The organism is Pseudomonas sp. YA1, assembly GCF_058680555.1.
Map to the genome: position 1 here is coordinate 120,858 of NZ_JBZWBG010000005.1, position 25,497 is coordinate 146,354.

General features: G+C 65.3%; 24 protein-coding genes. 10 read left to right on the forward strand and 14 right to left on the reverse strand.

Annotated elements, in window-relative coordinates; genetic code table 11:
• The first annotated feature begins 130 nt into the window (after nt 1-130).
• The 4 genes from AC4OR5_RS08580 to AC4OR5_RS08595 are packed head-to-tail and all read left to right on the forward strand — an operon-like array spanning nt 131 to nt 4,814.
• Nucleotides 131-1,366 carry a 3-hydroxyacyl-CoA dehydrogenase gene (locus AC4OR5_RS08580; RefSeq protein WP_058161027.1) on the forward strand — a complete coding sequence of 412 codons (1,236 nt, stop codon included), beginning with the start codon at nt 131-133 and terminating at the stop codon, nt 1,364-1,366.
• A 1-nt stretch (nt 1,367) separates the two neighbouring features.
• Complete coding sequence (locus tag AC4OR5_RS08585) at nt 1,368-3,158, forward strand: acyl-CoA dehydrogenase C-terminal domain-containing protein (protein ID WP_003141910.1); 1,791 nt, start codon at nt 1,368-1,370, stop codon at nt 3,156-3,158.
• A 26-nt stretch (nt 3,159-3,184) separates the two neighbouring features.
• Nucleotides 3,185-4,348: an iron-containing alcohol dehydrogenase gene (locus AC4OR5_RS08590; protein ID WP_058161028.1), complete on the forward strand. Its 1,164-nt coding sequence runs from the start codon at nt 3,185-3,187 to the stop codon at nt 4,346-4,348.
• Between the two features lie 22 nt (nt 4,349-4,370).
• Nucleotides 4,371-4,814 carry an acyl-CoA thioesterase gene (locus AC4OR5_RS08595; RefSeq protein ID WP_058161029.1) on the forward strand — a complete coding sequence of 148 codons (444 nt, stop codon included), beginning with the start codon at nt 4,371-4,373 and terminating at the stop codon, nt 4,812-4,814.
• Here AC4OR5_RS08595 and AC4OR5_RS08600 read toward each other — a convergent pair.
• Nucleotides 4,796-5,353: a chorismate mutase gene (locus AC4OR5_RS08600; RefSeq protein ID WP_023098216.1), complete on the reverse strand. Its 558-nt coding sequence runs from the start codon at nt 5,351-5,353 to the stop codon at nt 4,796-4,798. The two genes, AC4OR5_RS08595 and AC4OR5_RS08600, sit on opposite strands and share 19 nt — an antisense overlap.
• Nucleotides 5,354-5,576: 223 nt before the next feature.
• On the opposite strand from AC4OR5_RS08600, the gene AC4OR5_RS08605 reads away from it, so the two are divergent.
• A complete protein-coding gene (locus tag AC4OR5_RS08605) occupies nt 5,577-5,792 on the forward strand; it encodes a carbon storage regulator (RefSeq protein ID WP_003096222.1) in 216 nt (71 codons plus the stop codon).
• Between the two features lie 68 nt (nt 5,793-5,860).
• On the opposite strand, the gene AC4OR5_RS08610 is transcribed toward AC4OR5_RS08605, so the two are convergent.
• The 5 genes from AC4OR5_RS08610 to AC4OR5_RS08630 form a co-directional block, all read right to left on the reverse strand.
• Nucleotides 5,861-6,268 carry a glycine zipper domain-containing protein gene (locus AC4OR5_RS08610; RefSeq protein WP_003096219.1) on the reverse strand — a complete coding sequence of 136 codons (408 nt, stop codon included), beginning with the start codon at nt 6,266-6,268 and terminating at the stop codon, nt 5,861-5,863.
• A 97-nt stretch (nt 6,269-6,365) separates the two neighbouring features.
• Nucleotides 6,366-6,881 carry a YMGG-like glycine zipper-containing protein gene (locus AC4OR5_RS08615; RefSeq protein WP_058161030.1) on the reverse strand — a complete coding sequence of 172 codons (516 nt, stop codon included), beginning with the start codon at nt 6,879-6,881 and terminating at the stop codon, nt 6,366-6,368.
• Between the two features lie 309 nt (nt 6,882-7,190).
• Nucleotides 7,191-9,512 (reverse strand): FdhF/YdeP family oxidoreductase, encoded by a 2,322-nt coding sequence (locus AC4OR5_RS08620; RefSeq protein WP_058161031.1) that lies wholly within the window; start codon nt 9,510-9,512, stop codon nt 7,191-7,193.
• A gap of 7 nt (nt 9,513-9,519) precedes the next feature.
• Entirely contained in the window at nt 9,520-10,359 is an 840-nt protein-coding gene (fdhD, locus tag AC4OR5_RS08625) for a formate dehydrogenase accessory sulfurtransferase FdhD (protein WP_015503808.1), read from the reverse strand.
• Nucleotides 10,360-10,417: 58 nt separating this feature from the next.
• On the reverse strand, nt 10,418-11,338 hold the full coding sequence (locus AC4OR5_RS08630) for a LysR family transcriptional regulator (protein ID WP_003096212.1): 921 nt from the start codon (nt 11,336-11,338) through the stop codon (nt 10,418-10,420).
• 173 nt (nt 11,339-11,511) lie between these two features.
• On the opposite strand from AC4OR5_RS08630, the gene lysM reads away from it, so the two are divergent.
• A complete protein-coding gene (lysM, locus tag AC4OR5_RS08635) occupies nt 11,512-11,949 on the forward strand; it encodes a peptidoglycan-binding protein LysM (protein WP_003096210.1) in 438 nt (145 codons plus the stop codon).
• A 51-nt stretch (nt 11,950-12,000) separates the two neighbouring features.
• Here lysM and yrfG read toward each other — a convergent pair whose 3' ends face one another.
• A complete protein-coding gene (gene yrfG, locus AC4OR5_RS08640; RefSeq protein WP_023107365.1) occupies nt 12,001-12,666 on the reverse strand; it encodes a GMP/IMP nucleotidase in 666 nt (221 codons plus the stop codon).
• A 125-nt stretch (nt 12,667-12,791) separates the two neighbouring features.
• Here yrfG and nudE point away from each other — a divergent pair, with 125 nt between their 5' ends.
• The 4 genes from nudE (at nt 12,792) to AC4OR5_RS08660 (ending at nt 15,573) form a co-directional block, all read left to right on the forward strand.
• Entirely contained in the window at nt 12,792-13,358 is a 567-nt protein-coding gene (gene nudE, locus AC4OR5_RS08645; RefSeq protein WP_003096206.1) for an ADP compounds hydrolase NudE, read from the forward strand.
• Nucleotides 13,355-14,176, forward strand: a complete 822-nt coding sequence (gene cysQ / locus AC4OR5_RS08650) for a 3'(2'),5'-bisphosphate nucleotidase CysQ (protein WP_003100038.1) — start codon at nt 13,355-13,357, stop codon at nt 14,174-14,176. The genes nudE and cysQ overlap by 4 nt, the downstream gene beginning before the upstream one ends.
• A gap of 403 nt (nt 14,177-14,579) precedes the next feature.
• Nucleotides 14,580-15,281, forward strand: coding sequence for a hypothetical protein (locus AC4OR5_RS08655; RefSeq protein WP_071536225.1), 702 nt, complete (start codon nt 14,580-14,582; stop codon nt 15,279-15,281).
• A gap of 61 nt (nt 15,282-15,342) precedes the next feature.
• On the forward strand, nt 15,343-15,573 hold the full coding sequence (locus tag AC4OR5_RS08660; protein ID WP_123809160.1) for a hypothetical protein: 231 nt from the start codon (nt 15,343-15,345) through the stop codon (nt 15,571-15,573).
• Nucleotides 15,574-15,619: 46 nt separating this feature from the next.
• Here the strand turns inward: AC4OR5_RS08660 and fabY are convergent, their stop codons facing one another.
• The 7 genes from fabY to dctQ all read right to left on the reverse strand — a co-directional run bounded on the left by fabY (nt 15,620) and on the right by dctQ (nt 25,495).
• Nucleotides 15,620-17,524 carry a beta-ketoacyl-ACP synthase FabY gene (fabY, locus tag AC4OR5_RS08665; protein ID WP_058161032.1) on the reverse strand — a complete coding sequence of 635 codons (1,905 nt, stop codon included), beginning with the start codon at nt 17,522-17,524 and terminating at the stop codon, nt 15,620-15,622.
• Nucleotides 17,525-17,974: 450 nt separating this feature from the next.
• Entirely contained in the window at nt 17,975-18,907 is a 933-nt protein-coding gene (gene arcC / locus AC4OR5_RS08670; protein ID WP_003096199.1) for a carbamate kinase, read from the reverse strand.
• A 60-nt stretch (nt 18,908-18,967) separates the two neighbouring features.
• Nucleotides 18,968-19,978 carry an ornithine carbamoyltransferase gene (locus AC4OR5_RS08675; protein WP_003096197.1) on the reverse strand — a complete coding sequence of 337 codons (1,011 nt, stop codon included), beginning with the start codon at nt 19,976-19,978 and terminating at the stop codon, nt 18,968-18,970.
• 79 nt (nt 19,979-20,057) lie between these two features.
• On the reverse strand, nt 20,058-21,314 hold the full coding sequence (arcA, locus tag AC4OR5_RS08680) for an arginine deiminase (RefSeq protein WP_003096196.1): 1,257 nt from the start codon (nt 21,312-21,314) through the stop codon (nt 20,058-20,060).
• 21 nt (nt 21,315-21,335) lie between these two features.
• Nucleotides 21,336-22,784 carry an arginine-ornithine antiporter gene (gene arcD / locus AC4OR5_RS08685; RefSeq protein ID WP_003141893.1) on the reverse strand — a complete coding sequence of 483 codons (1,449 nt, stop codon included), beginning with the start codon at nt 22,782-22,784 and terminating at the stop codon, nt 21,336-21,338.
• Nucleotides 22,785-23,582: 798 nt separating this feature from the next.
• A complete protein-coding gene (gene dctM / locus AC4OR5_RS08690) occupies nt 23,583-24,866 on the reverse strand; it encodes a C4-dicarboxylate TRAP transporter large permease protein DctM (protein ID WP_058161033.1) in 1,284 nt (427 codons plus the stop codon).
• Nucleotides 24,863-25,495: a C4-dicarboxylate TRAP transporter small permease protein DctQ gene (gene dctQ, locus AC4OR5_RS08695; protein ID WP_003096191.1), complete on the reverse strand. Its 633-nt coding sequence runs from the start codon at nt 25,493-25,495 to the stop codon at nt 24,863-24,865. Before dctQ ends, dctM begins: the two co-directional genes overlap by 4 nt.
• Between the last annotated feature and the right edge of the window lie 2 nt (nt 25,496-25,497).

Genomic DNA, 25,497 nt, shown 5'->3' on the forward strand with positions numbered 1-25,497 from the left:
AGCTATCACAAGACTAAATTTCAAAAATAGTACGACCTTCCCCTAAGGTAGTGGTCGCTTTTTGTGCGGTCGGACTGCCCCAGGTTTCGTCCGCCGTTCCTTCTGCGCTCGCTACAACGAGGACAAGACCATGAGCCAGAACTTTTCCTTCCGCCAGGCCGCGGTGATCGGCGCCGGCACCATGGGTCGCGGTATCGTCATGTGCCTGGCCAACGCCGGTCTCGACGTGCAGTGGCTGGACAGCAACCCGCAGATGCTCAACCAGGCGCTCGGCGCCGTCGCCGACACCTACGCGCACAACGTGCGCCAGGGGCGCATCGGCGAAGAGGAAGCGGCCGCGCGCCGCGCCCGCATCACGCCGGTCCAGCACCCCGCCGCGATGCGCGAGGCGGACCTGGTGATCGAGGCGGTCTACGAGAACCTGGAACTCAAGCAATCGATCTTCCGCGAGCTGGACGCGGCGCTGAAGCCCTCCGCGGTGCTGGCCAGCAATACCTCCTACCTGGACATCGACGCCATCGCCGCGGTCACCGCGCGTCCGGGTCAGGTGCTCGGCCTGCACTTCTTCAGCCCGGCGCACATCATGCGGCTGCTGGAGATCGTGCGCGGCGCGCAGACCGCGCCGGCGGTGCTGGAGGCGGCCCTGGCGCTGGGCGAGCGGATGGGCAAGGTCAGCGTGGTGGCCGGCAACTGCCACGGCTTCATCGGCAACCGCATGCTCGAACCCTACGCCACCGAGGCCCGCCTGATGCTGCTGGAAGGCGCCCTGCCGTACCAGGTGGACCGGGCTCTCCAGGCGTTCGGTTTCGCCATGGGGCCGTTCCGCATGTACGACGTGGTCGGTATCGACCTGGAGTGGCGCGCCCGCGAGTTGGCCGGGGTCGGCCAGGACCAGCCGGCCGTGCAGGTAGACAACCGCCTTTGCGAGCTGGGCCGCTTCGGCCAGAAGAGCGGTGCCGGTTACTACCGCTACGCGCCGGGCAGCCGCCAGGCGGAGCACGATACCGAGGTGGATGCCCTGGTGCTCCGGGTCGCCGAGACGCTGGGCTACCCGCGGCGCGATTTCGCCGACGAGGAAATCCTCGAGCGTTGCCTGCTGGCGCTGGTCAACGAGGGCGCGAAGATCCTCGACGAGGGTATCGCCGCCCGTAGCGCCGACATCGACACTGTCTACCTGAACGGCTACGGCTTCCCCGCCGCGGAGGGCGGTCCCATGGCCTGGGCCGATCGCCTCGGCGTGGCCGAGCTGCTGCAACGCCTGCGTTTCCTCGAACAGCGCCACGGCGCGCGCTGGAAGCCGGCGTCCCTGGTCGAGCGCCTGGCCGCCGAGGGCGGAGCCTTCGCCGACCTGCAGGAGGCGCGCTGAGATGGATTACCAGGCCCCCTTGCGCGACATGCGCTTCGTTCTCCATGAACTGTTCGATGTCGGCGCGCATTGCGAACTGCTGGGCAACGGCATCGATCGCGAACTGATCGACGGCGTGCTCGAGGAAGGTGCGCGCTACACCGGCCAGGTGGTGGCGCCGCTCAATCGCAACAGCGACGAGGAAGGCGCGAAGCTGAAGGATGGCGTGGTGACCACCCCCACCGGCTTTCGCGAAGCCTACCGGCAGTACAGCGAGAACGGCTGGGCGAGCATGACCGGACCCACCGAGTACGGCGGCCAGGGCTTCCCGCAGATGGTCTCCGCGTGCTTCCACGAGATGCTGATGGCCGCCAGCCTGTCCTTCCGCGTCTATTCGGGGCTGACCGAGGGCGCCGTGCTGGCGCTTTACAAGCATGGCGACGAGGCGTTGCGGCGCGACTACCTGGCCAAGCTGGTGAGCGGTGAATGGGCCGGCACCATGTGCCTGACCGAACCCCAGGCCGGCACCGACCTCGCTCTCCTGCGCACCCGCGCCGAGGCGCAGGCCGACGGCAGCTACGCGATCAGCGGCAGCAAGATCTTCATCAGCGGTGGCGAGCAGGACCTCACCGAGAACATCGTCCACCTGGTGCTGGCGCGCCTGGCGGACGCGCCGGCCGGGGTGAAGGGCATCAGTCTGTTCCTGGTGCCGAAGTTCGTCGCCAATCCCGATGGCTCCCTGGGCGAGCGCAATAGCCTGGGGTGCGGCGCCATCGAGCACAAGATGGGGATCAAGGGCGCTTCCACCTGCGTGATGAACTTCGACGGCGCCAGGGGCTGGCTGCTGGGCCAGGCGAACCAGGGCCTGGCCTGCATGTTCACGATGATGAACGATGCGCGCTTCCAGGTCGGCCTGCAGGGCCTGGGTATCGCCGAACGGGCCTTCCAGGGCGCCCTCGGCTACGCCCGCGAGCGCCTGCAGTCGCGCGCCCTGGTCGGCCCGCAGGCACCGGACAAGGCCGCCGACCCGATCATCGTGCACCCCGACGTACGGCGCATGCTGCTGACCCAGAAGACCCTGGTCGAAGGCTGCCGCATGCTGGCGGCCTGCTGTGCACGCCAGCTCGACCTGGAACACGGCCATCCGGATGCCGACGGCCGGCGCGCGGCGACGCGCCGTGCAGCGCTGCTGATCCCCATCGTCAAGGCCTTCCTTACCGATGTCGGCCAGGAAGTCGCCAGCCTCGGCGTACAGGTCTATGGCGGTCACGGCTTCATCCGCGAATGGGGCATGGAGCAATTGATGCGCGACAGTCGCATCACCCAGATCTACGAAGGCACCAATGGCATCCAGGCGCTCGATCTGGTCCGCCGCAAGCTGCTCGGCGACCAGGGCGGCGAACTGCTGGCGCTGCAAGGCGAACTGGCGGCGGCCAGCGAGGCGCTGCAAGGGCGTGCTGCGCTGGCGCCGCTGGTCGAGCCGGTGCTGCAACGCCTGGAGGAGTGGCGGCAGCTCACCGGCCAGGTACTCGAGGCCTGCGCCCGCGATCCCCAGGAGATCGGCGCCACTTCCGTGGACTTCCTCCAGTACAGCGCCTACGTATTGCTCGCGGCCCTCTGGTTGCAAGCCGCGGCACGAGCCCAGGAAGCGCTGGACGGCGGCTCCGGCGAGGGCGATTTCTATCGGGCCAAGCTGCGCAGCGCCGATTTCTACCTGCGGCGCATCCTGCCGCGGGCGAGCATGCACCGCGAAGCCTTGCTCGGCGGCGCCGACTGCCTGATGGCCCTGCCCGAGGAGCATTTCTCGTTCTGACGGGCGTCTCGCCCAGGGAGACCGATATGCAAGCTTTCAGTTTCGCCACTACCGCGCAGATCCTCTGCGAGGCCGGCTCCGCCATCCGCCTGGCGGAACGCTGCCGCGAGCGAAGGGCGCGCCGCGTGTTGATCGTGACCGACCCGGGGATCACCCGGCTCGGCTTGCTGGATGCGATCCTGCCCGGCTTCCCGCGTCTGGGCCTGGCCGTCGAGGTGTACGACCAGGTGCTCGCCGATCCGCCTGAATCGGTGGTCGAGGCCGCGCTCGGGCGGGCGCGGGCCATGGCTGCCGAGCTGGTGGTCGGTTTCGGCGGTGGCAGTTCCATGGACGTGGCCAAGCTGGTCGCGCTGCTTGCCCACCCAGAGGTAGGGCAGGGGCTCGGCGAGGTCTTCGGGGTCGGCAACGCACGCGGGCCGCGCCTGCCGCTGATCCAGGTGCCGACCACCGCCGGGACCGGCTCCGAGGTGACGCCGATCGCCATCGTCACCACCGGCGAGACCACCAAGATGGGTGTGGTCTCGCCCTACCTGCTGCCCGATCTGGCGCTACTCGATGCCGACCTGACCCTCGGCCTGCCGCCGGCGGTCACCGCGGCGACCGGTATCGACGCGATGGTGCATGCGATCGAGAGCTATACCAGCAAGCTGAAGAAGAACCCGCTGTCCGACCTGCTGGCGCGGGAGGCGTTGCGCCTGCTGGCGGCCAACCTGGAACGCGCGGTAGGCGACGGCGGCGACCGCGAGGCGCGCCAGGCCATGCTGCTGGGCGCCTGCCTGGCCGGGCAGGCCTTCGCCAATGCGCCGGTGGCGGCGGTGCATGCCCTGGCCTATCCGCTGGGAGGGCATTTCCACATTCCCCACGGCCTGAGCAATGCGCTGGTGCTACCGGAGGTGATTCGTTTCAACGCTCCCGCTGCCGCTGGACTCTATGCCGAGCTGGCGCCGCTACTGCTGGGCGACCGCTTGCGTCCGGGCGATCGCGACGCGCTTACCGTGCAGCTGATCGACGAACTGGCCCAGCTCAGTCCGCGCAACGGCCTGCCGAGCCGCTTGCGCGACGCCGGGGTGGACGAGGCGATGCTGCCGCGCCTGGCCGCCGACGCGATGCTCCAGCAGCGTCTGCTGGTCAACAACCCGCGCGAGGTCGGCGAGGCGGATGCCCTGGCGATCTATCGCGCGGCATACTGAATCCCTTCTACGAGGACCGGGCATGGCGACCGCCCCGCAACCGCTGCGCGAGCAGTACCTTCATTTCCAGCCGATCACCACGCGCTGGCACGACAACGATATCTACGGACACGTGAACAACGTGACCTACTATGCGTTCTTCGACACGGCGGTGAATACCTACCTGATCGAGCGCGGCGGCCTGGATATCCAGGGCGGCGAAGTGATCGGCCTGGTGGTCAGTTCCAGCTGCGACTATTTCGCGCCGGTGGCCTTCCCCCAGCGGATCGAGATGGGCTTGCGGGTGGCGCGCCTGGGCAACAGCTCGGTGCAGTACGAACTGGCCTTGTTCCTCGAAGGGCAGCGGGAGGCCTGCGCGGCCGGGCGTTTCGTGCATGTCTTCGTGGAGCGCCGAAGCAGCCGCCCGGTGGCCATTCCGCAGGGACTACGCGATGCGCTGGCCGCGCTTCAGAGCGCGGCCCAGTGACAGAGATCGCCCGCCGCCCGTGACAGGGCGATGGCGTGCAGTTCGTCCAGGCGATCGTCGCGTACCTGCCGTTGCAGCGCCTGGTTGAGCCTCGGCCGGCAGTCGTCGACGCGCAGTTCGGCGAGCGCCGGGGCGTAGCCGCGCAGCAGCTCCAGGTTGAGCTGATTGAGGCGGTTGCGGATGCGCTCCAGGTCGACCGCCTGGCCAGCGTCCGGTAGCGGCCGGCTGAGCAGGCGGTACTGGACCAGCTTGTTCGCCTCGATCTGCGCGGCGAACAGCAGGCGCACCTGCTCGGCGCCGACCCCGTGGCTCCCGGCTTGTCCGGCGAGCATCTGCAACTGTTGTTGTTCCCGCGGGCTGTCCTGTACCGCCTTGCCCGACCGGGCCTTGCTCTGGGCTACCTGATCGGCTAGTTGCAAACGCTGGCTGCTCAGGCTCAACAGTTGCTGGAGAGCCGGCGACAGCGGCTGGGCCTGGAGCAGCGGGCCTTGCAGGAGCAGGAGGGCAAGCAGGCCCCAACTGGCGAACGACGGGCGCATCTGGAAATCTCGATTGAATTGATGCCGGGCACGCTAGCAAAGCGAGCCCGGTGCGACAATCCATGACATGGCGTGAGGCGATGAGGAAGCGCTGGATGGGACATTTCTGATTGAACGTTTGCAGTCTCGACGCTGGAGCAATGTTCTGTGACCATCCCTCCACACCATTTCATTCACCAAAGGGGCCGGTTTGCCCCTGCTATGACTGGCAAGGACGCGGAACATGGGTTTCCTGATACTCTCCCGCCGAGAAGGCGAAGGCATCACCCTGTCCCTCAAGGCCGACTACCCGGCGGAGGAACTGATTCGGCAATTGCGCGAAGGCGGCATCCGGATCCTGGTCACCGATATCATCGGCAACCAGGCCCGGGTCGGGATCGAGGCGCCGCGTGGCGTCCTGATCGTTCGCGACGAGTTGAAGACGGCACCGAAAGGCTGACGAACGGTAGAAAGTAAAAGCCCCGCGGTCGCGGGGCTTTTCCACATCGGCTTCGGCAAGCATGCCGATCAACGATGCTTGTGCTTGCGGTGTTTCTTGCCGCGGTGACCGCTGTCGTTGTCCTTGCCCAGGTTGTTACCGACCGCGCCACCCGCAGCACCCCCTAGGCCCGCACCGATGGTCGCGCCGGTGCTGCCGCCCAGCTTGTTGCCGATCACCGAACCGCCGGCCGCGCCGAGCCCGCCACCCAGGGCTGCTTCGGTCTTGCGCCCGTCCTTGGCGGTCATCGCGCCGCCGGCCGCGCCACCCAGGCCGGCACCTATGGCCGCACCGGTGCTACCGCCGATGGCGTTGCCCACGACGTTGCCCAGGGCGCCGCCCACGCCGCCGCCCACGGCGGTCTTGGTGGAGTCGCCGGCGAACGCGGCTTGTGCGCCCAGCAGGCCGAACGCGATTACCAGGAGAGATTTACGCATCGTGCGTGCCTCATCGTTGAATCAGGAGGGAAATACGGTCGTTCGCACAAAGGCCGGACCATCAGGCCCGGCCTTTGCGTCGTGGGGAGCGGAGGAATCAGTCGTCGTAGTAGCGACGATGATGCTTATGGCGTTTCCAATTCTTGTACCGGCCATAGTGATGGCCGTTGTCATGCCGGTAATAGCCATCGCGATAGCCGGCGCGGCGGTAGTAGCGACGGTCGCGGTAGTCGTCATCGTCGTCGTAGCGGCGGTTGCCGTCGCCATAATGGTTGCCCAGCGCGCCGCCGCCGGCGCCGCCGAGGGCCGCGCCGATCAGGCCACCGGTGCTGCCACCGATCTGCCGGCCGATGACGTTGCCGCCTGCGGCACCGAGGCCGCCGCCGATCGCCGCTTCGGTCTTGTTACCGCGTCCGGCGCCGACTGCACCGCCCGCAGCGCCACCGATGCCGCTACCGATCGCGGCGCCAGTGCTGCCGCCGACCGCATCGCCGACGACCGAACCCAACACCCCGCCCAAGGCGCCGCCGATGGCCGCGCGGGTGTTGTCGCCTGCGAAGGCGGTACCACCGACCAGACTCAGGGACAACAGGAGTATCGAGGAATACTTCATAGAGAGTTTCTCTCTGTGGGGATGACGGCTGCGATGCTGGGGTTGGCCCAAACCGCTGACAAGCGTCAGCCGACGATTGGTAGAACAAACTCGAAATATTCCAAGTGCTTGTTTTTTATGGGGAACTTTCTTCGGCGGAGGCGGTCTTAAACCGAATGCGAAACGCGATTTCAGGGTCGAAATCGGTATTTTTGCTGGCGGGATGCTGGCCATTCTAACGCCGACGAGCGGCCTGCCTTCAAGGCCTTTCATCGACTTTTTCCTTAAGACGCCGCCTCCTGCAACAGGAGGCGGCGTTTTTCGTGGGCTTCAGACAATGCGCCCGTCGCCCGTGGCCTTTTCCAGGCGTACCGCGATGAACTTCGAAGTCGGCGTATGGCTGCCGACGCCGACGCTCTCCAGCGGCACCAGGGGATTGGTTTCCGGGTAGTAGGCGGCTGCCTGGCCGGCCGGGATGTCGAAGGCGAGCAGGGTGAAGCGGCGTACCCGGCGTTCGATGCCATCGCTCCACAGCGAGACCAGGTCGACCTTGTCGCCCGGCTGGTAGCCCAGGCGGCGGATATCCGCCTCGTTGGCGAATACCACTTCGCGCTGGCCCTTCACTCCGCGATAGCGATCGTCCAGGCCGTAGATGGTGGTGTTGTACTGGTCATGGGAGCGCAGGGTCTGCAGGATCAGGTCGGGTTCGAGGCCGCTGTCGCGCACCTGTGCCGGCAACAGGTCGCGGGGCAGCGGGTTGGCGACGAAGTTGGCCTTGCCGCTGGCGGTGTTCCAGCGCCGTTCGCCGGCGGCGTTGCCGAGGTAGAAGCCGCCGGGATGCCGGACGCGGCGGTTGAAGTCGGCGAAACCGGGGATGGTGTCGGCGATCAGCTCGCGGATGCGCTCGTAGTTGGCGATCAGCGCGTCCCAGTCCACCGGATGGTTGCCCAGGGTTGCCTTGGCGATGCCGGCGATGATCGCCGGTTCCGAACGCATCTGCTGCGAGAGCGGCTCCAGTTGTCCGTAGGACGCGTGGATCATGCTGAACGAGTCTTCCACCGTGACCGCCTGCGGGCCTTCGGCCTGGCGGTCGATGTCGGTGCGCCCCAGGCAGGGCAGGATCAGTGCGTCGCGGCCGGTGGTCAGGTGGCTGCGGTTGAGCTTGGTGCTGATGTGCACGGTCAGTTCGCATGACGCCAGGGCGGCGTGGGTGCGCGGACTGTCCGGGGTGGCCTGGGCGAAATTGCCGCCCAGGCCGATGAAGACCTTCGACTTGCCGGCGAGCATCGCGGCGATCGCCTCGACGGCGTTGTGCCCGTTGTGGCGTGGCACTTCGAAGCCGAAGCGCCGTTCCAGTGCGTCGAGCAGCGCCGCCGGCGGCCGCTCGTTGATGCCCATGGTGCGGTCGCCCTGCACGTTGCTGTGGCCGCGGACCGGGCAGAGACCGGCGCCCGGGCGGCCCAGGTTGCCGCGCAGGAGTTGCAGGTTGACGATTTCCTGGATGATCGCCACCGAATGATGGTGCTGGGTGATGCCCATCGCCCAGCAGACGATGACCCTGTTCGCCCGCCGGTACATCCGCGCAGCCTGTTCGATTTCCGCCAGGCTCAGCCCGGACTGGCGCTCCAGGTGTTCCCAGGGGGTGGCATCCAGTTCGGCCAGGTAGGCCTCGAGGCCGTCGGTGTGCTCGGCGATGAAGGCGTGGTCGAATACCGGCTCGCCACCCTCGGCCTGGGCTTCGCGCTCCCAGGCGAGGAGGAACTTGGCGATCCCGCGGATCGCCGCCATGTCGCCGCCCAGTGCCGGACGGAAGAACGCGGTGTTCAGCGGCGAGGACCCGTTGGTCAGCATTTCCAGCGCGTTCTGCGGATGCTGGAAGCGCTCCAGGCCGCGCTCCTTGAGAGGGTTGAAGCAGACCACCTGGGCGCCGCGCTTCACTGCTTCGCGCAGCGGCTCGAGCATGCGCGGGTGGTTGGTGCCGGGGTTCTGCCCAAGGATGAAGATCGCGTCGGCGTGTTCGAAGTCGTCGAAGGTCACGCTGCCCTTGCCGACCCCGACGCTGCGGCCCAGTGCCACGCCGCTGGCCTCGTGGCACATGTTCGAGCAGTCGGGGAAGTTGTTGGTGCCGAACGCGCGGACGAACAACTGGTAGAGGTAGGCCGCCTCGTTGCTGGCCCGCCCGGAGGTATAGAACTCCGCCTGGTCGGGGCTATCCAGGCGGCGCAGGTGCTCGGCGACCAGGGCGAAGGCGGCGTCCCAGGTGATCGGCTGGTAGTGGTCGCTGAGCGGGTCGTAGCGCATCGGTCCGGTGAGGCGGCCCTGGTATTCCAGCCAGTAGTCGCTCTGTTCGCGCAGGGCGCTGACGCTGTAACGGGCGAAGAACGCCGTGTCGACGCGGCGCTTGGTGGCTTCCCAGTTGACTGCCTTGGCGCCGTTCTCGCAGAACTTCACCCGGCCGTCTTCCGGCGAGTCGCCCCAGGCGCAGCCGGGGCAGTCGAAACCGCCGTTCTGGTTGGTCTTGAGCAGGGCGCGGAGGTTCTTGAACGGCTGTTTGCTGTCCAGCCAGAAGTGCGCCACGCTGCGCAGCGCGCCCCAGCCGGCGGCGGCACCGGCGTAGGGCTTGTAGCGGGGTTGGAGAGGTTGCAGGCTCATGACGGACTCACTCGGTTGCGGCCGGCGCCGGGCTGTAGACCCGCGGGGCACTGTGATGGGGCTGGTGGATCAGGTTCAGCTGGTGGCGGCGCGCCCATTGCACGGTCAGGGCGGTTGGCGCGGAGAGGCTGACCAGGGTGCCGATCCCGGCGCGTACGGCCTTGTGGATAAGCTCCAGGCTGCAGCGGCTGGTGACCACGGCGAAGCCCTGCGCAGCATCCAGTCCCTGTCCATGCAGGGCGCCGATCAGCTTGTCGAGGGCGTTGTGGCGGCCGATGTCCTCGCGACACAGGCGCAGCTCGCCATGCCCGTCGAAATACAGCGCGGCATGCAGGGCGCCGCTATGGCGCGCCAGTCGCTGGGCCTGCTCGATACGCTGGCGCAGGGCGCCGAGATGGGCGGCGGGAGGCAGCGCCTGCGACGACCGCTCCGGCAGTTGCGGCAGCGCCTGCTCCAGGGCTTCGACGCCGCACAGGCCGCAGCCTGACGTGCCGGCCAGTTGCCGGCGTTGGCGCTTGAGGTTCCAGAATGCGCGGCTGCTGATCTCGACCTCGGCGTGGAGGGATTCGCCCTGGCCGCTGACGCGGATTTCATAGATGTCGTCGATGGTCTGCACGAAGCCGCTGCTGAGGCTGAAGCCGCGGACGAAATCCTCGATGTCCTCGGGCGAGGCCATCATCACCGCCTGGTTCAGTCCGTTGTAACTGATCGCCAGGGCGCACTCGGCGGCAAGGGAGGCCTGGCCGATCTGCTGCGGCAGGTGCAGGTCGGCGTAGCGGTAAACGTCGGGAACGGCGGAAGGCGCCCAGGTATCGGCGGATACCGGGCATGCAGGCTGGCAAGGCATGGGCTGGGCCCTATCGTTCTAGGTGTGGAGCCAGCCTAGGCCTGTCGCGGAGCGGCGTCTAATCGGTTGTGCCGATACCCTGATCGACAGGGTCTATCAAGCCGGCGGGCGCCAGCCAGGTCCGGGCCTCCTCGAAGCAGGCTTCGGCCAGCGCCGAGCGCGGCTGTCCGCTGCGAATGATCAGGCCGAGCGCTGCCAGGGTATGGGCGTCCTCGATGGGGACCAGGCGCAACTCGTCGTCGACTTCGCTGCCCAACGGCATGATCGCGCAGCACAAGCCACGCTGCACCGCCTGCAGCAGTTGCTGCACCGAGTCGGTTTCCAGGCGCGCGATGGGGCTCAGCCCGCGGCTGCGGAAGTTGTGGTCGATGGATTGGCGGAAGTGCATGCCCGCCGAGAGCAGGCCCAGCGGCAGGCCAGCCAGCGCATCCCAGTTCAGCAGCGCGGCGTCGAGCGGGAAATGGCTGGGATGATGGAGCAGGCCCATGCGGGTCTCCGCCAGTTCGATGCCCTCGAAATGGCTGCGGTCCAGACGGTCCAGATAAGAGACGCCGAGATCGAACTGGTTGCGCGCCAGGCCTTCGAGTACCTGTTCCGAACTCAGGGAATAGAGCTGGAAACGCAACTCCGGGTGGCGCCCGGCCATGTGCTGGACCAGGCGCATCGGGTCGAAGCTGGCCAGCGGCACCACGCCCAGGCGCAGGGTCCCGACCAGTTGCCCGCGGCAGGCGGCGGCTTCCGCATACAGCCCTTCCTGGGCCGCCAGCAGGCTGCGTGCCCAGGCCAGTACGCGCTCGCCGGCCTCGGTGAAGCCTTCGAAGCGCTGGCTGCGTCGCACCAGTTCCAGGCCGAGTTCTTCTTCCAGGCTGCGCAGGCGCATGGACAGGGTCGGCTGGGTGACGTGGCAGCGTGCGGCGGCCTGGCCGAAGTGGCGGGTTTCGTCGAGGGCGCAGAGGAATTTCAGTTGCTTGATGTCCATCGGCGCTTCCGTGGCGGGGGTGTCGCCGAATCTTAACGCGAATGGGCGCAGTGTTATGGGGTGGCGAAGGAGGCTAGGGATATTTCGTCGGTTTTTGCAGTCTAGACTTGGCTAGTCGCGGATCGGGATTGCGCCGGCCGCTTGCAACCGTAACCGTAAAGGGAGAACCAAAGATGGGTATTTTCGCGTTCGTGAAGGAAGCCGGTGAAAAGCTGTGGGATACGCTGACGGGGCATGAGGCACAGGCGGCCGAGTCGCTGAAGGAGCACGTCGCCAAGGTCGGCCTGGGCAACCCGAACATCCAGGTTTCGGTGGAAGGCGACAAGGTCATCGCCTCGGGCGAGGTGGCCAGCCAGGAGGAGAAAGAGAAGATCCTGCTGGCGCTGGGCAACGTCGCCGGCGTCTCCTCGGTGGAAGACAAGATCACCGTGGCCCAGGCCGCTCCGGAGGCGCGCTTCGTCACCGTGAAGAAAGGCGACACCCTGAGCGCCATCGCCAAGGCCGAATACGGCAATGCCAACGCCTACATGAAGATCTTCGAGGCCAACAAGCCGATGCTCAGCCATCCGGACAAGATCTACCCCGGCCAGGTCCTGCGCATTCCCGAGTGATCCCGGCGTTTCGCCAACCCCGCCCGCGTGGCGGGGTTTTCGTTTCCGCGGCTACGGCAGTCCTTCGAGCAGCCGCCGGTAGTCCTCTTGGGCGGCGAACTCCTCGGTGTCCCGGACCTGGCCACGGCTGTCCGGGTGGCGTACCGCCAACAGGTGGGCGACACCATAGGCGCGGGCGCTGCGCAGGATCGGCAGGCTGTCGTCGATGAACAGGCTGCGCTGCGGGTCGAAGCCGAAATCGGCTTGCAGGGCGCTCCAGAAGCGCGCGTCCTCCTTCGGGTAGCCGTAGTCGTGGGAGCTGATCAGTCGGTCGAAATAGGGCGACAGTTCGATCCGTTCCAGCTTCAGCGACAGCGAGTCGCGGTGCGCGTTGGTGATCAGCGCCACGCGCTTGCCGGCCCGGCGCAGGGCGGCGAGGAAGGTATCGGCGTGCGGACGCAGCGAGATCAGGTGCGCCACCTCGTGCTTGAGTTCGCGGATCGACAGGTCCAGTTCCCGGCTCCAGAAATCCAGGCAGTACCAGTTGAGCTGGCCGGCGTGTTCGCGGAACAGCGGCTCGAGCACGGCATCGGCTTCGGCGCGACTCAGGCCGTTGCGTTCGGCATAGCGCTGGGGCAGGTGTTCCAGCCAGAAGTGGTTGTCGAAGTGCAGGTCGAGCAGGGTGCCGTCCATGTCGAGCAGCACGGTGTCGATGGCGGACCAGGGCAGGGTGGGCATGGCGGCTCTTGTCGCGGTTCGTCGCGATCGATGCGGAAATCTGTCGCTTCCCATCAATCTCCGACAGGGATAATCGGAAAAGCCGGGGTATGATAACCCGCCGGCTTCGCCAAGGAGTTATCCACATGCGTCAGAAACCCACCGTACTCGCCAGCGAGATCGTCGCGAAGAGCCGACTGTTCGCTGTCGAGGAGTTGCAACTGCGCTTCAGCAATGGCGTCGAGCGCACCTACGAGCGTCTGGTCGGCAAGGGCCAGGGCTACGGTGCGGTGATGGTGGTGGCCATGCTCGATGCCGAGCACGCGGTGCTGGTGGAGGAATATTGCGCCGGGGTCGACGAATACCAGTTGTCGCTGCCCAAGGGCCTGGTCGAGCCGGGCGAGGACATCCTCGCGGCGGCCAACCGCGAACTCAAGGAGGAAGCGGGCTACGGGGCCCGGCAACTGGAGCACATCACCGAACTGTCGCTGTCGCCGGGCTACATGAGCCAGCGCATCCAGGTGGTGCTGGCGCGCGATCTCTACGAGGAGCGCCTGCCGGGCGACGAGCCGGAGCCGATGGGCGTCGATCGCATCAGCCTGCGCGAACTGTCGAGCCTGGCCCAGCACGCCCAGTTCAGCGAAGGCCGCGCCCTGGCCGCGCTGTACCTGGTGCGCGACCTGCTCACCCAGCGCGGCGAGTACCAGGCATGAGGCCGGTGCCCTGGGGCGAATTGGTGGCGCTGGTGCGGCGCGCCGGCGAGGCGATCCTGCCGCACTGGCGCGCCGACGTGGCGGTGCGCTCGAAGGCCGACGAATCGCCGGTGACTGCCGCCGACCTGGCCGCGCACCATATATTGGAGGCGGGATTGCGGGCGCTGGCGCCGGACATTCCGGTGCTTTCCGAAGAGGATTGCGAGATACCGCTGAGCGAGCGCGGCCACTGGCGGCGTTGGTGGCTGGTGGACCCGCTGGACGGCACCAAGGAGTTCATCTCCGGTAGCGAGGAGTTCACCGTCAACGTGGCCCTGGTCGAGGATGGCCGGGTGCTGTTCGGCCTGGTCGGCGTGCCGGTGAGCGGCCGCTGCTACTACGGTGGCGCCGGTCTCGGTGCCTGGCGCGAGGAGGCCGATGGCCGCGCGCAACCGATCAGTGTGCGTCTGGAGCCCGAGGAGGCCTTCACCGTGGTGGCCAGCAAGCGCCATGGCAGCCCGGCCCAGGAGCGCCTGCTGGATGGCTTGAGCGAGCGCTTCGGCGACCTGCGGCGAGCCAGCATCGGCAGTTCGCTGAAGTTCTGCCTGCTGGCCGAGGGCGCTGCCGACTGCTATCCGCGCCTGACGCCAACCTCGCAATGGGACACGGCCGCCGCCCAGGGTGTGCTGGAAGGCGCCGGCGGCGAGGTGCTCGACCTGCATGGCGCGCCATTCACCTACGAGCCGCGCGAGGACTACCTCAACGGCTCCTTCCTGGCCCTGCCGCGCGCTGCCGAGTGGCGCAGCGAGCTGATCCAACTGGCGCGCGCGCTGCACTGAAACGAAAGAGCTGGTCGAACCCTAATGCTGTTTACTTAAGAAAAACGCCGCGCCCCAATTGGGGCGCGGCGTTTTTCTGATCTGTTTTCTGGTCTCTATGGGAGATTACGATGTTTTGCCCGCTCGGGCTGACAGAAAACATGCAAATAGCCCGCAGCAGATGACTGACAGCGGGATTCGGCAGTGGCTCACCAAATATTCACTTTGGTGAACGGCATGACCGTATGAGCGGGGCTTTTCGTTGAGCTGTCGGCTGGTGCCGATAGGGGTGGCGCCTGAGTACGTTCCTGTGTGATTTTTTCCGAAGCCTGGGGAAGATCATGGGCTCCATGAAAACTCCATCGTAATCGCACACGGGGAGAGCATGTAGAGCGTAGAGTTCTCGCGTTTGCGGGAGGGCACTATGCCAACATATCCATCGATCTATCGTTTTCGTGTTTTAGCTGCGGCTGTGATGGCGAGCGTATCGATTTATCTATTCTCAGCTTCGCTGAGTATGGATGTTTTGAAAAGCTCTGAGGTGTTGGCAGATATCTATCCTGAGAATATGAATGACTATGCTTCAAGACTGACCGCTGAAGAGAAATTTCAAGACGAGTTGCTCCGGCAGCTTACCGATAAGATCTATCTGGAGCGGTATTCGATTTGTGCGCTTATTTTGGCGCTCGCTATATTCTTCCTGCCATCGCCGGTAGTCGTGAGGAGAAGTCGTGTGCTTTTGGTTTTTCTCTATTTGGTGACTCCAGTTTCCATTGTGCTTTCAGAAGTTTTAGCAACCTCTTTGAGTCTGGATAGAATGCTGTATCCAACGTGGAGGGACAATATAGTAGTTTCCTGGTTTGTCTCTTGCGCGGTCGCCTTTGCCGTCTGTTTTATGCTCCTGCCGTTGCTGATTCTAGGTTGGCGTAGTACCTCTGGAGGACTGATATTTCGCAGTAAGACCACACAGGTGTTGAGTGGAATTCTTCTTGCGGTTTGGCTGGTAGGGTTTGCCTGCTCTTTTTTCAGTGGGGATTATGAGGCAATGCTTCCCCTATGGCTGGGGTTCGTATTTTTTTACTATGTGCTTTCCTCCAGCGATGAGAAAACACCTGTCAATAAATAGGTGTTTCGAGGGGCTATCAGAACGGATATCCAGTGCCTGATAACTCAATGGGAGCTTCACCGTGGAACTTGATGTCAAAATTGGCCGATCCGTGCTTTTTCAGCTCCGCCAGGAACCTCGTCGCTGTTTGTTCATCCATGGGACGCTGGAAGTCCAGATCGGCATCGTACCCGTGAACTTCCAGCGGCTGTCGGTGAAACGCTGGAACTGGCCATCACCTGATCCAGCGCATCCAGATAGGCTCGCCGAGTGGCGCAGCGAACTGATCCAACTGGCGCGCGCGCTGCACTGAAACGAAAAGGCCCGGTCTAGCCGGGCCTTTTCCGTTGTGGCGGCGCTCAGTCGAGCATGTCGCTGAAACGCGCGTCCTTCTTGTATACCAGCGGCTGGCTGAAGCCGGGCACCGTCACCTGTTCGGCGCTGACCTCGATGGCGTGTTCGTGGATCAGGTCCTGGCCGAAGTTGTAGATGATCTCCAGGTCGCCCTGCAGCGCGCGCTGGTCATAGGCGCGGGCGGCGGCGCGGGTCTGCTCGCGCTTCTCGACGTAGGCGGCGAAGGCCGCTTGGCCATGGCGCTTGCGCAGCATCTTCTCGGCGATTCGCGGCGACAGCACCACGCCGCTGGCGTTGTTGCCGCCGAAGCCCTTGGAGTTGATGAAGCACACCTCCAGCGGCTTGTCCTGGCGCATGTCGCGATTGGAGATGCTCAGGCGCTGCTGGTGGACGTCGTCGGCGACCTTGTCGATGGTCTTGATCCCAGGGAGGATGCCGTACTTGAACGTGCCCAGGGCGGAAATCAGTTGATCGGCGCTGGCGGTGGCCAGGGAGTGGCCGACGTAGGCCTTCACCGCGGTGACCGGCCAGCCGTCGATGCCGAAGGCGCTAGCCACGCGGTCGAGGATTTCCGATTCGGTGACCCGGTTGGCCGGCGTGCTGGAGCCGTGGGCGTGGACGAAGCTGGCGTGGCGCACGGTGTCCAGGCCGACGATCTGCACCGCGCTGGCCACCGCCTTGGCTACCGTCAGGTAGTTGCCCGGGCCGGGGGCGGAGATGGACTTCTTGAAACCGTCGGCGTTGATGAACACGTCGGTTACCGCGCCGTGGATATCCGCGCCCAGGCGCAGGGCCAGTTCGTCGTCCATCAGCACTACGTATTGGCTGGACTCGGCCAGGGTGAAGCCGCAGTTCTCGCCGAACGGCCGGCTGGCGCGGCGGAAGTCCACGTCGTCGCGGCCTTCGATCAGGCGCAGGCCTTCTTCGGTGGCCAGTGCGCCCATGGCGCTGTAGCCCTCGATGCACTCCGGCAGGATCGGCGCCTCGCTGTTGCCGACGATGACCACCCGGGCCTGGCCGCTGGTGATGACGTCGATACCCTTCTGCAGGTTGTAGAGGAAGGTGGCGCAGGCGCCTGTGATGCTGCCGGTCATGCCGACGCTGCCGAGCACGTAGGCATTGATGAAATCGGTGGGCATGCTGTTGAAGCCCAGCGGCAGTTGCTTGGCCGAGACCCGGTGGCCCTTCAGGCGGGATTGCATCAGGCCGCCGAAACCGTTGTCGTCTAGCTGGCTCATGATGCTGCCGGAGAACACCGCGATCTCGTCGGGCTGGACGTTGTCGACGATGGTCTTCCAGTCGATGCCGGTGGAGCGGATCGCGTCGGTCGCGGCGACCACCGACATCTGCAGGCCGCGCGGGTGGAAGCGCGAGTTGTACAGCTCGCCCGGTTCGAAACCGGTGGGCAGCTGGCCAGCGGACTTCACCGTCAGCGCACGGTAGCTGTCGACCTTGAACTCGCAGCGCTCGTGGATGCTCACCAGTACCTCGCCGTCCTCCGCGGGAGCGATCGACCAGTTGGCCGGCAGCGGCTCGGGCAGTTGCTTGGGCGAGGCCTTGAAGGTCAGCGTCTGGCCTTCGGCAGGGGACAGCTCGAGGACCTTGTGCCAGTGGACGGCATCCGGGTCGAGGTACTGCGGTTCGATGCGCCGCACCAGGGTAGAGGCGAAGATGCGTTCGGCGTAGCGCCGCTCGATGTCCTCCGGGGACAGCGGCGCGCCGTCTTCGGCCAGGTAGCGGCCGCCTTCGGCCTTGACCAGTTTCATCATGACCGCCAGGCCGGCTAGGGTTTCCTGGCGCGCCTGCGGGTCCATCGATTCGATGACCATGCGACGGAAGCCGTGGTGGAAGGAACTACGGCCTGCTGCGTTGTAGCCACCGAAACCAACAATGACCGGTAGTCGAGACATCACTCAGAAACTCCTTCGAATAGTCGTTCGCGTGCCGGGCTGCTGCCTGGTCCGGAGCGGGAAGCGCGTGGCGGCGATGGCGGCCTTTCCCGTCGGCGAGGCGAGCTTCACGGACCCGGGCACGAGCCAGTGGCCGTTGAAATGATCAGGGTGACTATGCTGACGTGAATCATGACTATCGAGTCACGTATTTTCCTACTGAATACCGCGTTGCGTGGGCTTTCCACAAGTGCTGGCGGTCTGCCGTGGGGGGATTGACGCCCATGGCCGGGCTGTTGGCAGAGGTGGTGCGTGGGCGAGTGTTGCGGGACTTGCTTGAAAGTCCGCGCGCAGAGGCGCGGCGCCGGGGCGTCCGCGGAGGCGGCGGATGACGCGTGGCGCTATCCGCCCTTCGCCCGATGCCGGCAGAGGAGAATGAAGAAGGGCCGCGAAGCGGCCCTGGGGGGGGTATCAGCGGTACTCGATGCCCGCCTTGCGCGTGCTGACTCGCGTTCCCGCCTTGCCCTCGGTGATCGCGACGATGTCCGCGAGCGAACCGATCACCGCGTCCTTGCCGGTGGCGCGGGCGAACTCGATGGCGGCCTGGACCTTCGGTCCCATGGAGCCGGCGGCGAAGCCGAGGCGCTCCAGTTCGTCCGGGTGGGCCTGGGCGATGGCCTTCTGGGTCGGCTTGCCCCAGTCGACGTAGGCCGCGTCGACGTCGGTGGCGATGATCAGGATGTCGGCCACCAACTCCTGGGCCAGCAGTGAGGAGCAGAGGTCCTTGTCGATCACCGCCTCGACACCGCTGAGCTTCTTCCCGGCCTCGTCGTACATGGTCGGGATACCGCCGCCGCCAGCGCAGATGACGATGGTGCCTTTCTCCAGCAGCCACTTCACCGGGCGGATCTCGAAGATCCGCTTCGGCCGTGGGCTGGGCACCACGCGGCGGAACTTGTCGCCGTCCGGGGCGATGCTCCAGCCCTTCTCGGCGGCCAGGCGCTCGGCTTCTTCCCTGGAGTAGACCGGGCCGATCGGCTTGGTCGGGTTCTGGAACGCCGGATCCTTACCGTCCACCTCGACCTGGGTGAGGATGGTGGCGAACGGTACTTCGAACGGCAGCAGGTTGCCCATCTCCTGTTCGATCATATAGCCGATCATGCCCTCGGTTTCCGCGCCGAGGACATCCAGCGGGTAGGGCGAGACCTGGTCGTAGGCGGCCCCCTGGAGGGCCAGCAGGCCGACCTGGGGGCCGTTGCCGTGGGCGATCACCAGCTCGTTGCCGGGCGCCACCTTGGCGATCTGTTCGGCGGCGATCCGCACGTTTTCCCGCTGGTTGTCCGCGGTCATGGGTTCGCCACGGCGTAGCAGGGCATTACCGCCCAATGCGACGACGATACGCATATCGGTTACCTCCGGAAGGCGGCTGCGCCCGGCCGCGTGGGCCGGGGCGCAGGAGCGCGGTCAGATGTCGGCGAGGGTCGAGACGAGGATCGCCTTGATGGTGTGCATGCGGTTCTCGGCCTGCTCGAAGGCGATGTTGTAGGGCGACTCGAAGACGTCCTCGGTCACCTCGATGCCGTTGGCCAGGTTCGGATACTGCTCGGCGATCTGCTTGCCGACCTTGGTCTCGCTGTTGTGGAACGCCGGCAGGCAGTGCATGAACTTGGCCCGCGGGTTGCCGGTGGCCTTCATGATCTCCATGTTGACCTGGTAGGGCAGCAGTTCCTTGATCCGCTCGCCCCAGGCTTCCACCGGCTCGCCCATCGACACCCAGACGTCGGTGTGGACGAAGTCCACGCCCTTCACGGCTTCCTTCGGATCCTCGGTGAGGGTCAGCTTGGCGCCGCTTTCCTCGGCGAACTTCTTGCACTGGGCGACGAACTCGTCGTGCGGCCAGAGCGCCTTCGGCGCGGCGATGCGTACGTCCATGCCGAGCTTGGCGCCGATCAGCAGCAGGGAGTTGCCCATGTTGTTGCGCGCGTCGCCCAGGTAGGCGTAGCTGATGTCGTGCAGCGGCTTGTCGCTGTGCTCGCGCATGGTCAGCACGTCGGCGAGCATCTGGGTCGGGTGGTATTCGTCGGTCAGGCCGTTGAACACCGGAACGCCGGCGAACTTCGCGAGTTCCTCGACGATTTCCTGCTTGAAGCCGCGGTACTCGATGGCGTCGTACATCCGGCCGAGGACCCGCGCGGTGTCCTTCATGCTCTCCTTGTGGCCGATCTGCGAGGAGTTCGGGTCGATGTAGGTGACGTTGGCGCCCTGGTCGTAGGCGGCCACCTCGAAGGCGCAGCGGGTGCGGGTGGAGGTCTTCTCGAAGATCAGGGCGATGTTCTTGCGTTGCAGGTGCTGCTGCTCGGTGCCGGTGTACTTGGCGCGCTTGAGGTCGCGGGACAGGTCGAGCAGGTAACGCAGCTCGCGGGTGCTGTGGTGCATCAGGCTGAGCAGGTTACGGTTGTGCATGTTGAAAGCCATGATTGATCTCCTTGTGGGAAGTCGGTGGGCGGCGCCCCTCCTGGGGACGCCGCCGTTCAGCTCGAGAGAGGGTTGTCTGTCAGTAGTCGATCGGGTCGCGGACGATCGGGCAGGTCATGCAGTGGCCGCCGCCGCGACCGCGACCCAGTTCGCTGGCGCTGATGGTGATGACCTCGACGCCGGCCTTGCGCAGCAGGGTGTTGGTGTAGGTGTTGCGGTCGTAGCCGACCACCACGCCCGGCTCCAGGCAGACCACGTTGTTACCGTCGTCCCATTGCTCGCGCTCGGCGGCGAAGCTGTTGCCGCCGGTCTCGACCACGCGCAGTTTCTTCAGGCCGAGGGATTCGGCGACCACTTCGAGGAAGGTTTTCTCCTCGCGACGGATGCTCATGCCGTAGGGGCTGCTCGGATCGGGGCGCAGGCTGAAGGGCACGATTTCCTTGACCACTTCCGGGAAGACCGTGACCAGGTCGCGGTCGCAGAAGCTGAACACGGTGTCCAGGTGCATCGCGGCGCGGGACTTCGGCAGGCCGGCGACGATCACCCGCTCGGCGGCGCCCTTGGCGAACAGCGACTGGGCGACCTGACCGATGGCCTGGCGCGAGGAGCGCTCGCCCATGCCGATCAGGACCACGCCGTTGCCGATCGGCATCACGTCGCCGCCTTCCAGGGTCGAGGAGCCGTGGTCCTTGTCCGGGTCGCCGTACCAGATCTCGAATTCGGCGTTGGCGAACTCGGGGTGGAACTTGTAGATGGCGGTGGTCAGCAGGGTTTCCTGTCGTCGCGCCGGCCAGTACATCGGGTTCAGGGTCACGCCGCCGTAGATCCAGCAAGTGGTGTCGCGGGTGAACTGGGTGTTCGGCAACGGCGGCAGCAGGAAGCTGGAATGGCCCAGGTACTCGCGGTACATCTTGAGGATGTTGGCGCCTTCGCTGGCGGGCAGGTCGTCAGCGGCGACGCCGCCGATCAGGTACTCGGCCAGCTTGCGCGGCTCCAGGCTCTCCAGCCAGGAGCGCAGCTCGCTGGTCAGGCCCAGGCCGACGCTGTCGGCGGTGATCTTGCGATCGAGGATCCACTTCAGCGCTTCCGGGTTCTGGATGGTCTCGGTCAGCAGGTTGTGCATCTCGAGGACGTCGATGCCGCGCTCGCGCATCTTGGTGACGAAGTCGAAGTGGTCGCGCTTGGCCTGGTTCACCCAGATCACGTCGTCGAACAGCAACTCGTCGCAGTTGCTCGGGGTCAGGCGCTGGTGGGCGAGTCCGGGCGAGCAGACCATCACTTTGCGCAGTTTGCCGGCTTCGGAGTGGACGCCAAGTTTGGTTTTTTCCGTGCTCATTTCACGTCTCCAGTGGAGTAATCAGAGGGTGAGGAAACCGTCGTAGAGGCCGTAGGCAGCCACCAGGGCGCCAATGACGACTGCGGCGAAGATCAGTTTTTCGATTCCGGTGAAGATCGGCTGGCCGACCTCGTGCTTGGCCTTGGCGAAGAGGATCGCGCCGGGCGCATACAGCAGGGCGGACAGCAGCAGGTACTTCAGGCCACCGGCGTAGAGCAGCCAGACCGCGTAGACCACGGCGATGCCGGCGATGACCAGGTCCTTGCTGCGTTCGCGGGCATCGTTCTCGTAGGTCTCGCCCTTCAGGGTCAGCAGCAGGCCATAGGCGGCGGACCAGAAGTACGGGATCAGGATCATCGAGGTGGCCAGGAGCAGCATCTTGGTGTACGGGTCCATGCCGTCCGGGTCGCCCGAGGTGAAGAACACCACCACCAGGAACACCTGTACGCAGATGTTGGTCAGCCACAGGGCGTTGGCCGGCACCTGGTTGGCGTTCTCGCGGCGCAGGAACTCCGGCATGGTGTGGTCCTTGGCCGCGGCGAACATGATCTCGGCGCACAGCAGTACCCAGGAGAGCAGCGCGCCCAGCAGCGAGATCAGCAGGCCGACGCTGATCAGCACGGCGCCCCAGTGGCCGACCACATGCTCGAGTACCAGCGCCATCGACGGGTTCTGCAGCTTGGCCAGTTCCGGCTGGGTCATCACGCCCATGGACAGCACGTTGACCAGCACCAGCAGGAGCAGGACGGTGATGAAGCCGATCACGGTGGCCTTGCCGACGTCGGAACGTTTTTCCGCGCGGGAGGAGAAGATGCTCGCGCCCTCGATGCCGATGAACACCCAGACGGTGACCAGCATCATGTTGCGCACCTGGTTCATCACGCTGCCCAGGTCCGGGTTGCTCTTGCCCCAGATGTCGGCGGTGAAGATGTCCAGCTTGAAGGCGAACAGGCAGATCAGGATGAACAGGAACAGCGGGACGATCTTGGCCACGGTGGTGACGGTGTTGATGAACGCCGCCTCCTTGATCCCGCGCAGCACCAGGAAATGCAGGGCCCAGAGCAGGACCGAGGCGCAGACGATCGCGGCGACGGTGTCGCCCTTGCCGAAGATCGGGAAGAAGTAGCCGAGGGTGCTGAACAACAGGACGAAGTAGCCGACGTTGCCCAGCCAGGCGCTGATCCAGTAGCCCCAGGCCGAGGAGAAACCCATGTAGTCGCCGAAGCCGGCCTTGGCGTAGGCGTACACGCCGCCGTCGAGTTCGGGCTTGCGGTTGGCTAGGGTCTGGAAGACGAAAGCGAGGGTGAGCATGCCGACGGCGGTGATCGCCCATCCGATCAGGACGGCGCCGACGTCGGCGCTGGCTGCCATGTTTTGCGGAAGGGAGAAGATGCCCCCTCCGATCATCGAGCCGACAACCAGAGCCGTTAGCGCTCCTAGTCGGAGTTTTTGGCTGGATTCTTGGGACATTTTCGGAATCTCCCTATAGGAATTGAGAGTGAAGCCATTAGGCGGCAGCGGCTATTTTTGAATGCTGATCCACGTCAATAGCTTCCTACTCAAAGTAATTAGATGACGCATTCCTGTAAGTCGCGAGTGCCAAAGATAGAAGAGGAATCTAAGACCTGCCCGGAATAGGGCGGTTTTTTCATGTGATAGGGGAAGTCTTGCCATCCGCTACGGGGAAAGCTTGAAATTGCTCGAAATCGGGCTATAAGCCGCGGATCAAGCCGGATCGTTGATGCCGATCAATGAATTTCGCGAGACGGTATTCTGACTTTTGGAGGGGGGCTCGCCAGCTTGTTGGCGGTCCGCCGAAAAACCGCCACGGTTTGCCAGAGAAGTGTTTCAGTATTTCGGTGTAGGTGCTTTTTTATTTATAAGTAAAAATAATTTTCCGCTCTCATCAAAGAACGAAAAAGCACAAGGACAGAAATGAAGAAGCCCGGCGTTCGCCGGGCTTCTTCATTTGGACTTCAGGGTATGAAGACCGCTGGGGGGACGGGATCGCCGCCCACCCGCCGCGCGTGCTGGCGCACGTCGGCACAGGGGGAAGGGGCCGCCATCCGGTTCGTGGCCGAAGGGCGCGGTTCGCCGGGCGAACCGAAAGCCGGTGCCAGGGGCACTGCGAGCGATTGAGCAAGCGGCGTGCCAGCCATCGACAGGTGGCCCGCCCCGTCAACTGCGGGACACGGGCCTGCGGCATGAGCGGATTTTTGCCGAAGGCCCGAGCGCAGGGCGGGGTTTTCCGCCGTCGTTACCGTTCCGTCAGCTCATCCCCAGCCAGTTCGGCAATGCCATGGATACCGCCGGGATGTAGGTCACGATGATCAGGAACACCAGCAGGATCATCAGCCACGGCAGCGCCGCGCGGATGGTCGCGCCCAGCGGCATGCCGGTGACCGCCGAGGTGACGAACAGGTTGAGGCCGACCGGCGGGGTGATCAGGCCGATCTCCATGTTCACCACCATGATGATGCCGAGGTGGATCGGATCGATACCCAGCTCCATGGCGATGGGGAAGAAGATCGGTGCCAGGATCAGGATGATCGCCGAGGGCTCCATGAAGTTGCCGGCGATCAGCAGCACGATGTTCACCACCAGCAGGAACATCCACGGCGACAGCCCGAGGTCGGTGACCCAGGCGGCGATACTCTGCGGAATCTGCTCGGTGGTCAGCACATGGGCGAAGAGCATGGCGTTGGCGATGATGAACATCAGCATGATGGTCAGCTTGCCGGACTCCAGCAGCACCTTCGGGCACTCTTTCAGGCGCATGTCCTTGTACACGAACAGCGCCACGAACGCCGAGTACACGGCCGCGACGGCGGCAGCCTCGGTTGGGGTGAAGGCGCCCGAATAGATGCCGCCGAGAATGATCACCATCAGCAGCAGGCCCCAGAGCGCCTTGCGCGCGCTGGCGATCCATTCGCGAAGGCTGACTCTCGGCATGGCCGGCAGCTTCTTGACCCGGGCGACGATGTAGATCACCACCATCAGGATCAGGCCCAGCAATAGTCCGGGGACCACGCCGGCTATGAACAGCTTGCCGACCGAGGTTTCGGTCGCCGCGGCATAGACCACCATGACGATCGACGGTGGGATGAGGATGCCCAGGGTGCCGGCGTTGCAGACGATCCCGGCGCCGAACGCCTGTGGGTAGCCCGAACGGACCATGCCGGCGATGGCGATCGAGCCGACCGCCGCCACCGTTGCCGGCGAGGAACCGGAGAGCGCGGCGAAGAGCATGCAGGCGAGCACCGCGGCGATCGCCAGGCCGCCGCGAATATGCCCGACGCAGGCGTTGGCGAAGTCGATCAGGCGCCGCGCCACCCCGCCGGTGGTCATGAACGCGCCGGAGAGCAGGAAGAACGGGATCGCCAGCAGGGTGTAGTGCTCGGAGGTCTCGAACAGCTTGATCGCCAGGGAGCGTACCGAGTCCGGGCTGAACAGGAGGATCGTCAGCGCACCGGAGAGCCCCAGGGAGACGGCGATCGGCACGCCGATGAACATCAGCAGGAACAGCAGCAGGAAGAGGAACAGGATGGTCATGCTTTCGGCTCCTCGTGCTCGGTCAGCTTCAGCGCGTCGGCGGCCTCGTCGGCCAGGCCCAGGCCGGTCTGACGGTTGCGCAGGATGCGCACGAGGATCTCGGCGAAACGGATGAACACCAGGGCGAAGCCGACCGGCACGATCAGGCCGATGTGCCATTGGCGGATGCCGAAGTGGTCGAGGTCCTCGGCGCCGATGCCGGCGATGAACAGGGTCTTCACCCAGTCGTAGCTGGCCACGCAGAGCAGGCCGGCGTAGCCGAGGCAGGCCAGGCAGGCGATCACGCCGAGGACCCGCTGTACCGGCCGCGAAGCCAGCTTCACCAGCACGTCCACGCCGAGGTGCCCGGCGGTGCGTACGCCGTAGGCGATGCCGAGGAAGATCAGCCAGGCGAACAGGGCCTTGGTCAGGGCGTTGCTCCAGGTCATCTCCTGGGCCAGGCTGAGGATGGCGTCGCCTATGGCGAGCAGCGTCTCGTTACCGCCCTCCCAGAGGTCGGCGAGATCGTAGAACAGCGTGTAGAGGTTATTGAGGACCACATAAACGAAGGTAACCAGCGTCATGGCGGCGAGGAGGAAGGCGATCAGGCCTTCCTCCAGGCGCGCCCAGACGCGCGCGAGCGCGTGCATGG

What these genes read in the sequence shown, in the direction of transcription:
- AC4OR5_RS08615 (WP_058161030.1), bottom strand. Translation starts at nt 6,881, where the DNA reads ATGAAGTATTCCTCGATACTCCTGTTGTCCCTGAGTCTGGTCGGTGGT.
- AC4OR5_RS08590 (WP_058161028.1), top strand. Translation starts at nt 3,185, where the DNA reads ATGCAAGCTTTCAGTTTCGCCACTACCGCGCAGATCCTCTGCGAGGCC.
- AC4OR5_RS08600 (WP_023098216.1), bottom strand. Translation starts at nt 5,353, where the DNA reads ATGCGCCCGTCGTTCGCCAGTTGGGGCCTGCTTGCCCTCCTGCTCCTG.
- AC4OR5_RS08595 (WP_058161029.1), top strand. Translation starts at nt 4,371, where the DNA reads ATGGCGACCGCCCCGCAACCGCTGCGCGAGCAGTACCTTCATTTCCAG.
- arcD (WP_003141893.1), bottom strand. Translation starts at nt 22,784, where the DNA reads ATGTCCCAAGAATCCAGCCAAAAACTCCGACTAGGAGCGCTAACGGCT.
- AC4OR5_RS08585 (WP_003141910.1), top strand. Translation starts at nt 1,368, where the DNA reads ATGGATTACCAGGCCCCCTTGCGCGACATGCGCTTCGTTCTCCATGAA.
- nudE (WP_003096206.1), top strand. Translation starts at nt 12,792, where the DNA reads ATGCGTCAGAAACCCACCGTACTCGCCAGCGAGATCGTCGCGAAGAGC.
- fabY (WP_058161032.1), bottom strand. Translation starts at nt 17,524, where the DNA reads ATGTCTCGACTACCGGTCATTGTTGGTTTCGGTGGCTACAACGCAGCA.
- AC4OR5_RS08620 (WP_058161031.1), bottom strand. Translation starts at nt 9,512, where the DNA reads ATGAGCCTGCAACCTCTCCAACCCCGCTACAAGCCCTACGCCGGTGCC.
- dctQ (WP_003096191.1), bottom strand. Translation starts at nt 25,495, where the DNA reads ATGCACGCGCTCGCGCGCGTCTGGGCGCGCCTGGAGGAAGGCCTGATC.
- lysM (WP_003096210.1), top strand. Translation starts at nt 11,512, where the DNA reads ATGGGTATTTTCGCGTTCGTGAAGGAAGCCGGTGAAAAGCTGTGGGAT.
- arcC (WP_003096199.1), bottom strand. Translation starts at nt 18,907, where the DNA reads ATGCGTATCGTCGTCGCATTGGGCGGTAATGCCCTGCTACGCCGTGGC.
- fdhD (WP_015503808.1), bottom strand. Translation starts at nt 10,359, where the DNA reads ATGCCTTGCCAGCCTGCATGCCCGGTATCCGCCGATACCTGGGCGCCT.
- AC4OR5_RS08580 (WP_058161027.1), top strand. Translation starts at nt 131, where the DNA reads ATGAGCCAGAACTTTTCCTTCCGCCAGGCCGCGGTGATCGGCGCCGGC.
- yrfG (WP_023107365.1), bottom strand. Translation starts at nt 12,666, where the DNA reads ATGCCCACCCTGCCCTGGTCCGCCATCGACACCGTGCTGCTCGACATG.
- dctM (WP_058161033.1), bottom strand. Translation starts at nt 24,866, where the DNA reads ATGACCATCCTGTTCCTCTTCCTGCTGCTGTTCCTGCTGATGTTCATC.
- AC4OR5_RS08675 (WP_003096197.1), bottom strand. Translation starts at nt 19,978, where the DNA reads ATGGCTTTCAACATGCACAACCGTAACCTGCTCAGCCTGATGCACCAC.
- arcA (WP_003096196.1), bottom strand. Translation starts at nt 21,314, where the DNA reads ATGAGCACGGAAAAAACCAAACTTGGCGTCCACTCCGAAGCCGGCAAA.
- AC4OR5_RS08630 (WP_003096212.1), bottom strand. Translation starts at nt 11,338, where the DNA reads ATGGACATCAAGCAACTGAAATTCCTCTGCGCCCTCGACGAAACCCGC.
- AC4OR5_RS08610 (WP_003096219.1), bottom strand. Translation starts at nt 6,268, where the DNA reads ATGCGTAAATCTCTCCTGGTAATCGCGTTCGGCCTGCTGGGCGCACAA.
- AC4OR5_RS08655 (WP_071536225.1), top strand. Translation starts at nt 14,580, where the DNA reads ATGCCAACATATCCATCGATCTATCGTTTTCGTGTTTTAGCTGCGGCT.
- cysQ (WP_003100038.1), top strand. Translation starts at nt 13,355, where the DNA reads ATGAGGCCGGTGCCCTGGGGCGAATTGGTGGCGCTGGTGCGGCGCGCC.
- AC4OR5_RS08605 (WP_003096222.1), top strand. Translation starts at nt 5,577, where the DNA reads ATGGGTTTCCTGATACTCTCCCGCCGAGAAGGCGAAGGCATCACCCTG.